12 protein-coding genes are annotated in these 12,673 nt (G+C 74.1%); 4 read left to right on the forward strand and 8 right to left on the reverse strand.

Translation table 11 applies throughout. The features are described 5' to 3' along the window. Nucleotides 1–247: 247 nt before the first annotated feature. From BU198_RS08890 to BU198_RS08900, 3 genes are all read right to left on the reverse strand, one after another. Nucleotides 248–460, reverse strand: a complete 213-nt coding sequence (locus BU198_RS08890) for an MbtH family protein (RefSeq protein ID WP_188295315.1) — start codon at nucleotides 458–460, stop codon at nucleotides 248–250. Nucleotides 461–555: 95 nt separating this feature from the next. Then, nucleotides 556–720, reverse strand: a complete 165-nt coding sequence (locus BU198_RS08895) for a hypothetical protein (protein ID WP_188295314.1) — start codon at nucleotides 718–720, stop codon at nucleotides 556–558. 235 nt (nucleotides 721–955) lie between these two features. Further along, complete coding sequence (locus tag BU198_RS08900) at nucleotides 956–2,239, reverse strand: IS256 family transposase (RefSeq protein WP_188296304.1); 1,284 nt, start codon at nucleotides 2,237–2,239, stop codon at nucleotides 956–958. Between the two features lie 337 nt (nucleotides 2,240–2,576). Here BU198_RS08900 and BU198_RS41955 point away from each other — a divergent pair, with 337 nt between their 5' ends. After that, a complete protein-coding gene (locus BU198_RS41955; RefSeq protein ID WP_223244134.1) occupies nucleotides 2,577–3,560 on the forward strand; it encodes a helix-turn-helix transcriptional regulator in 984 nt (327 codons plus the stop codon). 66 nt (nucleotides 3,561–3,626) lie between these two features. Here BU198_RS41955 and pstS read toward each other — a convergent pair whose 3' ends face one another. Next, a complete protein-coding gene (gene pstS / locus BU198_RS08910; protein WP_188296305.1) occupies nucleotides 3,627–4,742 on the reverse strand; it encodes a phosphate ABC transporter substrate-binding protein PstS in 1,116 nt (371 codons plus the stop codon). A gap of 405 nt (nucleotides 4,743–5,147) precedes the next feature. Between pstS and BU198_RS08915 the strand changes: the two genes are divergently transcribed. Next, the gene (locus BU198_RS08915) at nucleotides 5,148–6,569 is read left to right on the forward strand and encodes an APC family permease (protein ID WP_188296312.1); all 1,422 of its coding nucleotides are present in this window, start codon (nucleotides 5,148–5,150) and stop codon (nucleotides 6,567–6,569) included. Between the two features lie 51 nt (nucleotides 6,570–6,620). Next, the gene (locus tag BU198_RS08920) at nucleotides 6,621–8,258 is read left to right on the forward strand and encodes an amidohydrolase (RefSeq protein ID WP_188296306.1); all 1,638 of its coding nucleotides are present in this window, start codon (nucleotides 6,621–6,623) and stop codon (nucleotides 8,256–8,258) included. A 123-nt stretch (nucleotides 8,259–8,381) separates the two neighbouring features. Here BU198_RS08920 and BU198_RS08925 read toward each other — a convergent pair whose 3' ends face one another. Continuing rightward, nucleotides 8,382–9,089, reverse strand: a complete 708-nt coding sequence (locus tag BU198_RS08925) for a TetR/AcrR family transcriptional regulator (protein WP_188296307.1) — start codon at nucleotides 9,087–9,089, stop codon at nucleotides 8,382–8,384. Between the two features lie 161 nt (nucleotides 9,090–9,250). On the opposite strand from BU198_RS08925, the gene BU198_RS08930 reads away from it, so the two are divergent. Next, nucleotides 9,251–9,661, forward strand: a complete 411-nt coding sequence (locus BU198_RS08930) for an ArsR/SmtB family transcription factor (RefSeq protein WP_188296308.1) — start codon at nucleotides 9,251–9,253, stop codon at nucleotides 9,659–9,661. Between the two features lie 45 nt (nucleotides 9,662–9,706). Here BU198_RS08930 and BU198_RS08935 read toward each other — a convergent pair whose 3' ends face one another. From BU198_RS08935 to BU198_RS08945, 3 genes are all read right to left on the reverse strand, one after another. Then, nucleotides 9,707–10,318, reverse strand: a complete 612-nt coding sequence (locus BU198_RS08935; protein WP_223244135.1) for a nucleoside deaminase — start codon at nucleotides 10,316–10,318, stop codon at nucleotides 9,707–9,709. Nucleotides 10,319–10,469: 151 nt separating this feature from the next. Continuing rightward, a complete protein-coding gene (locus BU198_RS08940; RefSeq protein WP_317620035.1) occupies nucleotides 10,470–11,777 on the reverse strand; it encodes a nitrate/sulfonate/bicarbonate ABC transporter ATP-binding protein in 1,308 nt (435 codons plus the stop codon). Nucleotides 11,778–11,860: 83 nt separating this feature from the next. Continuing rightward, nucleotides 11,861–12,673: ABC transporter permease subunit (locus tag BU198_RS08945; RefSeq protein ID WP_188296310.1), on the reverse strand; the 813-nt coding region annotated here is incomplete at its 5' end.

Genomic DNA, 12,673 nt, shown 5'->3' on the forward strand with positions numbered 1-12,673 from the left:
CGCCGGCGGCGTGACGGTGCGGCCGCGCGGCGTGGGGTGCTGCGGAGGTGTGGGCACTGCGGTGGCGTGGGTGCTGCGGTGGCGTGCCGGTGCCGGCGGGCTCCGGGTGAGTGGGGCTGCGCCGGGACGTGCCGTGCCGTTCCGTGCCGGAGCGGGAACGGCCGGGTGAGCGGCCTCGCGGCTCAGGGCCGGGGGACGGCAGCGCGGTGGTGCCGGCGGACCGGCGGGCGGTGCGCGGCGGCCGGGATCAGCTCTCGGCCAGGTGCGCGATCAGGCTCTTCGGCCGCAGGTCCTGCCAGTTCCGCTCGACGTAGTCGAGACAGTCCTGCCGTCCGGCGGTGCCGAAGACCTGCTGCCAGCCGGCGGGCACCGGGCTGAAGGCCGGCCAGAGCGAGTGCTGCCCCTCGTCGTTCACCAGGACGAGGTAGCTGGCCTCGGCGTCCTCGAACGGGTTCGCCATGGTCGGGGTTCCTCTCTGTTCGGAGCACTGCGGGACAGGGGCTGAGCGGCGGCACGGTGGAGAGACGGAGCGGAGGAGCGGGCCGGAGCCTCGGCTCACGGACCCCAGCCGGAGTCGGCCTGCGGCCCGGCGACGGCGGTGACGAAGCCCGCGGCCGGGTGCGGCTGGGTGTGGAGCTGGAGTTGGAGGCCCACCACGGCGGTCAGCAGAACGGCGAGAATCCCGAGCATCTTGTGGATGCGAACGGCAGGGTTGGTCATCGCGACATCCTCTTCCTGAGGAGGGCGGTCTGCCCTCTTCGCTCTGCCCCGCATCCTGCCGAAGGCCCAAACGGGCTTGGAAGCTCTGGTTGTGATCGTGAACACGCAATGCGGGAACCGGAAGCCCGGGCAGATGATGTCAAACGCAGACAGAAGCGATCCAAAGCACACCTGGCTCTGTCAGATCAGTGGTGGGGGACCAGCGCGGAGCGGCGACGGCGGACGGTGGAGGCGGTCACTCCGCCGCGCCGGGATCCGAGCCCCGGAGCAGGTCCTCCCGGACGGCGGGCCAGTCCTCCACCCACGGCCGTCCGGCTCCGGCCGGCGACTCCAGGGCGAGGGTCGCCAGGTAGGCGCGCTTGAGTGCGGCCCGCTCGTCCTGCACCCGGCCCGAGGCCTGCTCGATCCGGCGCAGCCGGGCGTGCAACCGCTCCAGCGCGCCCCCGCCCGTCAGCAGGCGCCGCGCCTCGGGCCCGAACCGGAAACCGGGGGACAGCAGCGGCCAGGCCGACCGCCAGACCCGGAACACCTCGCGGTGGCCCGGCCCCCACTCCCGCTCGGCCCGGGACAGCCGCTCCAGTGCGGCCCGCTCGGTCGGCGCCGTACAGGTCTCGCGCAACGCCCGCGCGAGCGCCCCCCAGTCCTCGCCGGGGGCGTGCCGCAGCGCGGCGTGCAGCAGGTGGGCCACCGACCCGTGCACCACGGTGCGCGGCCACTGCGCGGCTGCCGCCTCGGCCAGGACCGCGCCGGTGCCGCCGACCAGCACCCAGACCTCCCGCACCCCGCGCCCGGCGAGCCCGGCCAGCACCCGCGGCCACTGCTCCCCGTCCGCGGCCGGCCACAGGCCCAGCACCTCGCGCCGGCCCTCGACGGAGACCCCGAGCGCCAGGTGCACCAGCGGCCCGCCCGAGCGGCCGCTGCGCACCGAGTCCACGAAGACCACCGGGTAGACCGGGTCGAGCCGCCGCGCACGCCGCTCGGAGAGCTCGTCGAGCACCTGGTCGGTGATGGCCGAGACGGTCTCCCTGCTGAGCTCGACGCCGTACACCTCGGCCAGGTGCGCCACCAGCTCGCCCGAGCTGAGGCCGCGCGCGGTCAGCGAGATCACCAGCCGGTCCAGCCCGGGCAGCCGACGGGCCCGGGGGAGCAGGGCCTTGGGGGAGAAGGTGCCGTCGCGGTCCCTGGGCACCCTCACCTCGACCGGGCCGACCTCGGTGAGCAGCCGTCTGGCCCGGCTCCCGTTGCGGCCGTTGCCGCCGCTCCCCGCACCGACTCCTGCTCCCGCACCCGCTCCTGCCCCCGCATCGGAACCGCGCAGGTGCTCCCGGAGTTCGAGCTCCAGGGCGCCCTCGATCAGCTGCTTGGCGTAGGCCTGGAGCAACCCGCCCTCGCCCAGCAGCCGCACCGCGCCGGAGCCGACCTGTGCGGCGGCGGCCTCCGCCAACTGCCGTACCAGGCGCTGGTCCACCAGGCCGGCGGGGGTGGCGGACGGTGCCGCCGGGTCGGACTCAGCTCGCAACTGGGGATGCCTTCCGTCTGTAGGCCGTTCCGTCCGCCGACCCCCCGCTCCGGACGCCCCGGCGGGGCGGCGGGCGCGGCTTCCCGGCGGTTCCCCGGTCGCCGTCGCCGGGTGCGGTCGTGTCCGGGACCGTCACCGCCGACGCCCCCGCACGCGTGTTCGTTCGACTACCGTCAGCCGGTGATTTCCGCGCCCATTGGGCGTACACTCACGGCTGTCGGAGCCCGGGGGGCGGCTTCTGAACGGCAGTCACCACCATCTTGCCGGTCCGGATGCCTGGCTGTGACCGGTACGGGCATTCGTGAAGCCGCAATGCCGAAGCCGGAAGGATGCCCAGATGTGCCCAACCCAGGACAACTGCGCGGAAACGGGGACACCCCGGCTCTGCGACCTGGGCATCGAGTTCTACCGTTCGGCGCTGGCCGACGGCGAGGCGCGGGGGGAGGCCCCCGAGTGCCTGCTGGCGATGGGCCTGCTGCGCCCGCTGCCCGGCTCCGGCGACCGGCTGGCCGCCGTCCCGCCGGACGTCGCGGCCACCGGACTGGCCCGGCCGCTCGAACTCGCCGTACTGGCCCACCAGGAGCGGCTCGCCGAACTGCACACCTCCTTCACCGTCGCCGAGCACGCCTACCGGGACGTCATGCGGCGCTCCAGGCTGCCGATCCGCCTGCTGGCGGGCGACGAGATCAACCCGGCGCTGGAGAAGGCCGTCGCCGACTGCTCCGAGGAACTGCTGACCGCCCAGCCGGGCGGCGGACGCGGCCCCGACCAGCTGGCCGACGCACTCCCGCGCGACCTCGCGCTGGCCGGCCGCGGCGTGCGCCAGCGCACCCTCTACCAGCACACCGTGCGCTCGCACGGCCCGACGCTCGCCTACATCGAGCAGGTCACCGCGCAGGGCGCCCAGGTGCGCACCCTGAACGAGGTCTTCGACCGGGTCATCATCTGCGACCGCACCACCGCCTTCATCCCGGCCGGCGCCGACCGCGAGGCCGCGGCGATGCTCGTCCAACTCCCGCCGCTGGTCGAGTACCTGCTCAAGATCTTCGAGCTGATGTGGGAGCGCGCCGAGCCCGTCACCTACCAGGCGGGCCACCACCGCCCCCGGCTGCTGACCACCCGCACCCGGCAGAACGTCCTGCGCCTGATGGTCAACGGCTACACCGACGAGGCCATCGCCTCCCGCCTCGGCATGAGCACCCGTACCGTCTCCAGCCACATCCAGAAGGCCAGCGAACTCCTCGGCAGCCGCAGCCGCGGCCACCTCGGCTACATCATCGCCCGCCAGGGTGTCCTCGACGACCCCCTCGACGAGCTCTGACGCCTTCCGGAGGGAACGCCGGCACCGCCGGCCCCCGGTGGGGCCGGCGGTGGGGTGGGGCGGGTCTCAGGCGAGCTTGGCGACGGCGGACTTGACCCGGTCGCCGATGGAGGCGGGGAGCGGGACGTAGCCCTTCTCGCCGATGGCCTTCTGGGCGGCGTCGCTGATCGTGTAGGTGAGGAAGGACTTCAGGGTGTCGAGGGTGGCGGCCTTGTTGCCCTTGTCGCAGGCGATCTCGTAGGTGGCGAGGATGATCGGGTAGGCGTTGTCGGCCTTGGTGCCGTAGTCGAGGGAGAGGGCGAGGTCGCCGTCGGTGCCGGACACGGTGGAGGTGGCGAAGGTGTTGGCGGCGTTGGCGGTGGTGGCCTCGACCGGCTTGGCGGCGCCGGTGGAGATCCTGGCGCTCTTCAGGTTGTTGATCTGGGCGTAGGACAGTTCGGCGTAGCCGATCGAGTTCTTGACCTGCTTGATCTGGGCGGAGAGGCCGGCGCTGCCGTTGGCGGACTGGCCGTTCCTGCCCTTCCACGCCTTGTCCGGTGCGGCGCTCCAGGCGCCGCCGGAGGTCTTGGCGAAGTAGGAGGTCAGGTTGTAGGTGGTGCCGGAGTCGTCCGAGCGGTGGAAGGACTGGATCTCGGCGTCCGGCAGCGTGGCGCCCGGGTTGAGGGCGGCGATCGCCGGGTCGTTCCACTTGGTGATCTGCGAGTCGAAGATCTTGGCGGCGGTCGGGCCGTCCAGGACCAGGTTGTCGACGCCGTCGACGTTGTAGACCAGCGAGACCAGGCCGCCGACCATCGGCAGGTCGATCGCCCGGCCGCCGGTGCAGACCGCCTTGGAGGCGTCCACGTCGGCGGGCTTGAGCACGTAGTCGGTGCCCGCGAAGGCGACCTGGCCCTGGTTGAACTGCTGCACGCCCGCGCCGGAGCCGCCGCCGCTGTAGTTGACGGTGGTGCCGGAACAGGCGCCGGTGTAGGCGGTCTTCCAGACGTCCATGGCGTTGCCCTGCGCGGTGGAGCCGGCGCCGAGGAGGGTGCCGCCCTTGCCGGCGCAGGCGATCGAGGCGGCACTCGTCTGGCCGGGCGCGGGCTTGTTCTCGTCGCTTCCGCAGGCGGTGAGCGTCAGGGCGCCGGCCAGCGCCACCGCGCTCAGGGCGAGGGCGGTGGACCGGCGGTTGCGCTGGAGCATCTGTGGTTCCCTCTCGTCGACACGGTTCCGGTGCGCGGTTCTGGTGCGCGGCTCGGGTTCCGGTGGGTGCCCCGCGGTGCGAGCACACAGCCGGGGAACGACGCTAGGCGGCCGAGGTGAACGTGGTTTCCGGCGCCCGGTGAATCCGCGGTTAACCGAGGGGGAGCCGGAGGGGGACGCGGCGGCTGCCCGGTCTTATGACAACGGCATTGACGTGTGGTGGCGCCGCCGGTTTCATGGCACGCACTTCCCGCCCCGGTCACCCCCTCCGACCGGCGCGGGAGTTCCCCCGCACACGCGCACCCCACACGCGCACCCCACGACCAAGGCGGTGATCCGTTGGCATCGACGGTGAAGGACACGGACGGCGGCCCGGGAACGGACGCGGGTGGCTCCCACGTCGCGATGCGTCAGTCGCTCGGCCTGCTGGACGGAGCGGTGATCGCCGCCTCCAGCACGGCCGCCACCAGCAGCATCGGGATCGGCCTCGGCCTGATGGCCGGGGTGGTCGGCCTGCACCTCCCGGCGATCATGCTGCTGGCCTTCCTGCCGGTGCTCGCCATCGCGGGCGGGTACGGCCGGCTGAACGCCGTGGAACCCGACGCGGGCAGCAGCTACCGGTGGGTCGGGCGCACGCTCAGCCCCTGGCTGGGGTTCCTGACCGGCTGGGTGAACACCGTGGGGACCGTGGTCTTCATGGCGTACACCACCACCGTCACCGGCTCCTCGATCATCCAGCTGCTCGACCAGGCGCACGTGCGCAGCGTCGCCGGGCTGCGGCTCGACGCCGACTCCACCGTCCAGTGCACCCTGCTCGGCCTGGTGGTGCTGGTGGGCGCCGCGCTGGTCGCGGTGCGCGGGCTGGACCTGGCGGCCCGGCTGCAGAAGGCGCTGCTGGTGTTCGAGTACGCGGTGCTGCTCGGCTTCTGCGGGTACGGGCTGTTCGCCGGCGACCAGCCGTTCTCGCTCCAGTGGTTCAACCCCTTCGACATCCCCTCCTTCGACGCGGTCGCGCAGGGCATGGTGCTGGCGGTGTTCTGCTACTGGGGCTTCGAGTCGGTGTTCAGCGTCGGCGAGGAGGTGCGCGACCCGCGGGACGCCTCCCGGGGCGGCATGGTCGCCCTGGTGGTGATGCTGCTGCTGTTCCTGCTCGCCGGTACCGCGTTCCAGCGGGTGCTGCCGATGGACGAGCTGGCCGACAACGGCGCCCACGGGCTGACCTACTTCGGCGCCAAGCTGGCCCAACAGCCGCTGGCGGCACTGCCGTTGATCGCGCTGATGTTCTCCGCGGTGGCCTCGCTGCAGTCCTCGGTGATCCCCACCGCGCGCGGGATGTACGCGATGGGACGCGACCGGGTGCTCGGCCCGGTCTGGACCAGGCTGCACCCCCGGCACGCCACGCCCGCCGTCGGCACCCTGCTGATCACCGCCGTCGCCGTCGCCCTGGCGCTGGTCTCGATCGCCATCCCGACCGTCAACGACCTGATCTCGGCCGCGGTCAACGCGATCGGCATCATCGTCGCGCTCTACTACGCGCTGACCGCCGTCGCGGCCGCCGTCCGGTTCCGCGGGCTGCTGCGCACCGACCTGCTGGAGGGGCTGCGCGCGGTGGTCGGGCCGCTGCTGGGCGCGGCGGCGCTGCTCGCCGTCGGCGGCTACCTGGCCTGGACCTTCTACGACTCCACGGACCACTTCGAACTCGCCGCCGACAACGGCTGGTTCGAGCTGTCCGTGGTGATCCTGATGATCGTCAGCGGACTCCCGGCGGCGGCCTGGGCCCGCTGGCGGCGGCGCTCGCCGTACTTCCTGGGGGATCCCGTCGGTTAAGCCCCGTACGACGCACGCCAGGCACCAGCACACGAGAACGGAGCACCACCCATGACCGAGGCCGATCTGGTCTTCACCCGCGGACCCGTCCACACCGGCGACGCCGCCCGCACCCGGGCGAGCGCCCTGGCCGTGGTCGGCGAGCGGATCGCCGCCGTCGGGCACGACGAGGTCCGGGAGCTGATCGGGCCGGGGACGGAGGTCGTCGACCTCACCGGCAAGCTGCTGCTGCCCGGCTTCCAGGACGCCCACATCCACGCGGTGTTCGGCGGGGCCGAGTTGGCGTCCTGCGACCTCACCGGGACGGTCGGCGTCGCCGACTACCTGGTGCGTGTCCGGGAGTACGCCGAGGCCAACCCGGAACAGGAGTGGATCACCGGCAGCGGGTGGTCGATGGAGAGCTTCGAGGGCGGACTGCCGACCCGGCAGCTGCTCGACTCCGTCGTCCCCGACCGGCCGGTCTACCTGACCAACCGGGACCACCACGGCGCCTGGGCCAACACCAGGGCGCTGGAGCTCGCCGGCGTCACCGCCGACACCCCCGACCCGGCTGACGGGCGGATCGAGCGCGAGGCCGACGGCACCCCGAGCGGCACGCTCCAGGAGGGCGCCACCGGCCTGGTCGCCCGGCTGCTGCCGCCCGCGACCGCCGCCGACCGGCTGGACGGACTGCTGCGCGCCCAGCGGCTGCTGCACTCGCTCGGCATCACCGGCTGGCAGGACGCGCTGCTCGGCGAGTTCAACGGCCAGCCGGACCCGTCCGACGCCTACCTGGCCGCGGCCCGCTCCGGCGCGCTGACCGCCAGGGTCGCCGGGGCGCTCTGGTGGGACCGGGACCGCGGCGCCGGACAGATCCCCGAACTCGTCCGGCGGCGCGAGGAGTTGAGCCACGGGAGGTTCCGGGCCGGCTCGGTGAAGATCATGCAGGACGGCATCGCGGAGAACTTCACCGCCGCGATGACCAGCCCGTACCTGGACGGCTGCGGCTGCGCCACGGCCAACTCCGGCCTCAGCTTCGTCGATCCGGCGGCGCTGCTCGGGTACGTCACCGAACTGGACGCGCTCGACTTCCAGGTGCACTTCCACGCGCTCGGCGACCGGGCCGTGCGCGAGGCGCTGGACGCCGTCGAGGCCGCCCGCAGCGCCAACGGCCGCCGCGGCACCCGGCACCACCTCGCCCACCTCCAGGTGGTCCACCCGGACGACCTGCCGCGCTTCGCCCGGCTGGGCGCCGTCGCCAACATCCAGCCGCTCTGGGCCGCGCACGAGCCGCAGATGGACGAGCTGACCATCCCCTTCCTCGGGCCGGAGCGGGCCGCCTGGCAGTACCCGTTCGGCGCCCTCCAGCGGGCCGGCGCCACCCTGGCGGCGGGCAGCGACTGGCCGGTGAGCAGCCCGGACCCGCTGGCGGGCCTGCACGTGGCGGTCAACCGGATGGAGCCGGAGGCCACCGATGGGCGGGTCTTCCTGCCCGAGCAGCGGCTCGACCTGGGCTCGGCCATCGCCGCGTACACGGCCGGCAGCGCGTACCTGAACGGGTACGACGACGCCGGGGTGCTGGCGGCCGGGCACCTGGCGGACCTGGTGGTGCTCGACCGGGACATCCTCACCGGCCCGCCGGAGGAGATCGCGCACGCCCGGGTGGAGCGCACCTACGTCGGCGGGCGGCTGGTGCACGCGGCGGACTGAGCCCGCGAGACGGGACGGGACGAGACCGGACGAGACGAGGCGAGACGGGGCGGGGCGGGGCGGACCGGCCGGCGGTGGTGAGCGCACGGGGGCTCACCACCGCCGGCCTTGCCACGGGGGCCTTCAGCCCCGCGCCGCCCGCAGCCGCGCCCCGGCGGCCTCCAGCAGCAGGTCGAGGGCGTACGGGTACCCGCTGCGGTTCATGTCGGCGGTGAGCAGGTGGGCGGTGGCCGCGATGTTGGGGTGGCCGACGGCGTCGAGGCGGGCGTAGGAGGCCTGCCAGACCTGGTGGTCGGCGTTCCTGGCGGTGTCCGGGAGGGCGAGGGCGGCGGCGTCCAGGGCGGCGAAGCCGAGGCTCTGGTCGACGAAGGCGTGGTAGATCAGGACGGCCTCCGGGTCGGGGAAGCCGGCGGTGCGCAGGATGCCGAGGATCGTCTCGACGGCGGTGATCTCGTGGGCGCGGCCGGTGGTGCGGTGGGCGGCGAGGATGGCGGCCTGCGGGTGGGCCTGGTAGCTGGCGTGGATGCGCAGGCCGATGGCGCGCAGGTCGGCGCGCCAGTCGCCGGTGGGCTGCCAGCCGTGCTGGGCGCGGCCGATGAGCTCGTCGGCGACGGCGAGCAGCAGGTCGTCGGTGCTGTGGAAGTAGCGGTAGACCGCGCTCGGGTCGGCGCCGAGCGCGGCGCCGAGCCGCCGCACCGTGAGCGCCTCGGCGCCGTGCCGGCCGACCAGCCGGATCGCGGTGGCGACGATCAGCTCGGCGGACAGGACGACGCCCTGCTTGGTGGGGCGGCGCCGACGTCGCTGCGGTTCGGGGACTACGCGATCGCTCATGCCGAGAGGCTATGCCGACATCGTTGACGTAGGCCAGAGGGCGGGCGCCCGCTGCTCGGTCCTCGGCCGGGCCCGGCCCCGGCCGGCGTGGAAGCACCCCGGCGCCCGGGCCTGGTCTTCCCGGCTCCGGGCGCGCGGGCACACCTCGGTACGATCCCTTCATGGGTGGTACGCGGGACGAGGCCTGGGACGCCGAGGCGGCGGAGCGGGCGGTGGCGGTGCTGAAGGCGGTGGCGGACCCGTCGCGCTACCGGCTGCTGTGGGCGCTGAGCGCCCGGGAACTGCCGGTGAGCGAGCTGGCCGAGCTGCTGGGGGCGCACGTCGCGGCGACCTCCCAGCACCTGGCGAAACTGCGGGCGGCCGGGCTGGTGGTGGCGCGGCGGGAGGGGACGCGGATCTTCTACCGGGCCACCGAGGTGCGCGGGCTGCTCGCCGAGGCGGCGCTGATCGCCCAGGACCTGCCCGACCGTCACGGCGGTGGCGGCGACGGTGCCGCCCCGGCCGGCGTGACCGCCCCGCAGCCCTTCGCCCGTACCGCCCGCGCGGTGCGCCACCGCCCGGCGACCGGCTGAGCCGCCCGCGACCGGACGGCGGCCGCGACCGGACAGCCGGTCGGATCAGCCCGTGCCCGCCGGGGTCCCGCCGTCGCGGATGGCCTGGGCGCGGCGGAACATCGCGTCGGTCACGTCGGCCAGGACGCCGCCGAGGAGCAGCCGCGGGGAGTAGAAGGACCGCGCGGCGTCGGCGACGGCGGTCGCGGACAGGTCGATCTGGTCCAGGCCGGTGCGGCGCAGTCCCTCGATCGACGTCCCCCACACGACCCGCCGGATGCCGGCCCACGCGCAGGCGCTCATGCACATGGGGCAGGGTTCCGCGGTCGTGTACAGGGTCGTGGCGCCCCAGTCGGGGTCGTCCGCCCGCTGCGCGTGGTCGTCGATGGCGACCATCTCCCCGTGGTACGCCGGGTTCTCCGCCGAGGCGTTGACCCCGCGGGCCACCACCAGCCCGGAGCGGACGATCACCGCTCCGAAGGGGTAGCGCTCCAGCCTGCGGCCCTCGGCGATCGCCTCGGCCATGAAGGACTCGTGGCCGCGCCGCTGGTCCTGTGGCTGGTCCTGCGGCTGGGGCTGCTGTGCCGGCCCCGGTTGTGCGACCGGCACGGCGCGCGCGGCGTACGGAGCGGCGCCGGCCGCGGCGGCGGTTCCGAGGAAGGAGCGCCTGTCCAGCATCCCTGAGTTCTCCGTCCGGTCGGTGTGCCGGCACGACGGGTGTGCCGGGCACGACGGCATTCTCCGGCGCCGAGGACACGGGGCGCAGGTGTTCGACGGTTCTGCCGGCCGAGGTCCGGCCGAAGACCACCCGGCACCGGACGCCCGACGGCTACTGCCGCCGGTACTCCTGCCGGTCGGCGTCGTACGCGAAGAGCCCCGCGTAGCGGCCCCAGTCGGTCGCGGTCTCCAGCTGCCGGTCGGTCTGTTCGACGGTGTAGTGCCGGCCGAGCAGGTCGCGCAGGAAGCCGGTGCGGACGGTGGCGCCGGGCCGGTCGCCGAGGCTGTTGGCGATCAGCTTGACCAGCGGGACCTCCAGGGCCGCGGCCGCGAACACCGCGCGGGAGTCCTGGGCGTCGGCCCCGGCGTAGGCGGCGCCGGTCCCGGTGAGCAGCAGGTCGTCGCCGTGGACCTCGGCGAGGCCGAGCAGGTCGAGGGCGTCGACCTGGGGGAGTAGGTCGTCGATGTCCAGGCCGAGTTCGTCGGCGAGCCCGGCCAGGTCGCAGCTCCCGCCCCGGTGGGCGACCGTCTCGGCGAGACCGGAGAGACCGTCGACGCTCGCGGGGGGCAGCGGGGTGCCGGCGACGGTGCGCCGATCGGGATCGGAGCCGGCGCGACCGGCCGGCCGGGTGTCCACGGGCCGGCCGGTCATGATCCGGTACACCCGGTCCACCAGTTCGTCGAAGGCCGCCGAGTCGCGGTCCCGAGGCCGCTCCAGGGCGACCTCGACGGTCTCCCGGATGGTCCCGTACGGGCGGGCGCCGAGCACCACGATGCGGTCGGCCATCAGCACCGCCTCCTCGATGGTGTGGGTGACCAGGACGACGGCCCGGGTGGGGAACTGGCCGGAGTCCCACAGCTCCATCAGCTCGCCGCGCAGGTTCTCGGCGGTGAGCACGTCGAGGGCGGAGAACGGCTCGTCCATCATCAGCACGTCCGGTTCCACGACCAGTGCCCGGGCGAAGCCGACCCGTTGGCGCATCCCGCCGGAGAGCTCCTTGGGGTAGGCGGACGCGAAGCCGGTCAGGCCGATCAGGTCGATGGCCTGGGCGGCGGCCAGGGCGCGTTCCCCGGGCGGCACCCCGCGGGCCTCCAGACCGAGCTCGACGTTCTGCCGGACGGTCAGCCACGGCAGCAGCGCGAAGGTCTGGAATACCAGCGCGGTACCGGGGTTGGCGCCGGTTAGCGGGGTGCCGCGGTAGCGGACGGTGCCGGAGCTGGGCGGGATCAGGCCGGCCAGGCAGCGCAGCAGGGTGGACTTGCCGGAGCCCGAGCGCCCGAGCACGGCGACGATCTCGCCGGCCCGCACGGTGAGGTCGATGCCGGAGAGCACCGGCAGTTCGCCGGCTGCCCCGGCGTAGGCCTTGGTCAGGCTGACGGCCTCCAGCAGCACCTCCTCCTCGCCCTGGGGAACGGGCACGGGCACGGGCACGGGAACAGCCACGGGAACGGGCGCGGCGGCGGTGCGGCGGCGGAACGGGAAGCGCATCGGCGGACTCCGGACTACAGCGAGTATCGGCGCTGGGCCAGCCGGTACAGCCGGCGCCAGAGCAGACGGTTGAGGATGACGACGTACAGGCTCATCACCGCGACCCCGGCGAGCAGGCGCGGGTGGTCGCCGTGCTCGGCGGCCCGGGCGATGTACGCGCCGAGGCCGGTCGCGGTCAGGGTGGTGGAACCGAAGGTGACCACCTCGGCGACGATGGAGGCGTTCCAGGCGCCGCCGGAGGCGGTGATGCCGCCGGTGACGTACGCCGGGAAGATCGCGGGGATGATCAGCCGCCGCCAGCGCTGCCGGCCGCGCACGCCGAGGTCGTCCATCGCCTCGCGCAGGTCCGCCGGCACGGCCATGGCGCCGGCGATCGCGTTGAACAGGATGTACCACTGGGAGCCGAGGGCCATCAGCAGGACGCCGCCGAGGTCGATCGACACCCCGGTGCGCAGCAGCAGCCAGACCACCAGGGGGAAGAGGAAGTTGGCCGGGAAACCGGCCAGCACCTGGACGACGGGCTGGGCGATCCTGGTCAGCCGGGGCGAGAAGCCGATCTTCACGCCGATCGGCACCCAGACCACGGTGGCCACCGCGACCAGCACGACCACCCGGGCGAGGGTGGCGAGCCCCAGCAGCAGCGGCTCGCCGAAGACGCCGAGGCCGGTGCGGCCGGCGAGGTAGCGGCCGAGGTCGACGACGCCCCACAGCACGACGCCGCCCAGGACGAGGGCGAAGGCCAGGTCCCCGGCCCGGCGCCGGCCGGGGCGGACGGCCGACGGGCGGCCGGCGGTGCCGAACACCCGCCCGGCCCGGTTCAGCGCCCG

The sequence above is a fragment of the Streptomyces sp. CBMA156 genome (genome assembly GCF_014596515.1).
In the GTDB taxonomy this organism is placed as follows: domain Bacteria; phylum Actinomycetota; class Actinomycetes; order Streptomycetales; family Streptomycetaceae; genus Kitasatospora.